Source organism: Psychrobacter sp. 1U2 (genome assembly GCF_051847575.1).
Genome location: NZ_JBPYDC010001197.1, coordinates 1 through 671, shown reverse-complemented (window position 1 = coordinate 671; position 671 = coordinate 1). Strand labels below are relative to the sequence as shown.

The following is a 671-nucleotide window of genomic DNA, read 5'->3' as shown; positions in this document are numbered from 1 at the left end:
CTGAGAATAGCACGTAACCGGAGATAATAGCGCCAATGATCAACGAGATCGGTGTGGCTTCTACGCGGCCACCTACTTGTATCTCTCCCATCAAGGCGGCGATACCCGCGCCAATAATGACCCCAGCTTTTAAGGAATTAGGGATAAAACCTACTATACGATTACTCAGTCCAGTGATACCAAAGAAGATAAATATCAAAAATACTTCTAATTGCAGCACAAACATTGCTTGTACCGCTTGCGGTCCTGGCTCAAAAGCTTGCAAATATAAAATGACAATGGGAATAGCTGGGGTAATCCAGCCGGGCACAAGCGGCACGCCAAGTAAGGAAGGCAGTAGATACATGAGGCCAGCAATCACACAAAATGCTAGTGCTGCATCGTACGGCATGCCTAGATACTGTTCCAGCAGTGGGATCATGGCAAGGCTAACCATAAACATGAATAATCCCTGAAGCATTTCAGGGATCTCCCAGCGGTAGTGTATAAAGGGCAGGCGTATTTTGAAGGGGCCAGCAGGCCAATAAGGCTGTTCTTCACCGTGCTTGCGAACGATAGCCATCGTCTTAAATCCTTTTAAGTGAGTTTTTTATGGAGCTAGCTTTAATTTAAATTGGTTAGAATTTTTTATTGAAATAAGGAAGAATCTCTTTGAAGAATATTGGCCAATT

The 671-nt window shown here is 44.1% G+C and carries 1 protein-coding gene; it reads right to left on the bottom strand.

The genetic code is table 11. The features are described 5' to 3' along the window. On the bottom strand, positions 1-562 hold a 562-nt coding region (locus tag ACS8FD_RS21175; RefSeq protein WP_439277316.1), incomplete at its 3' end, for a hypothetical protein. Between the last annotated feature and the right edge of the window lie 109 nt (positions 563-671).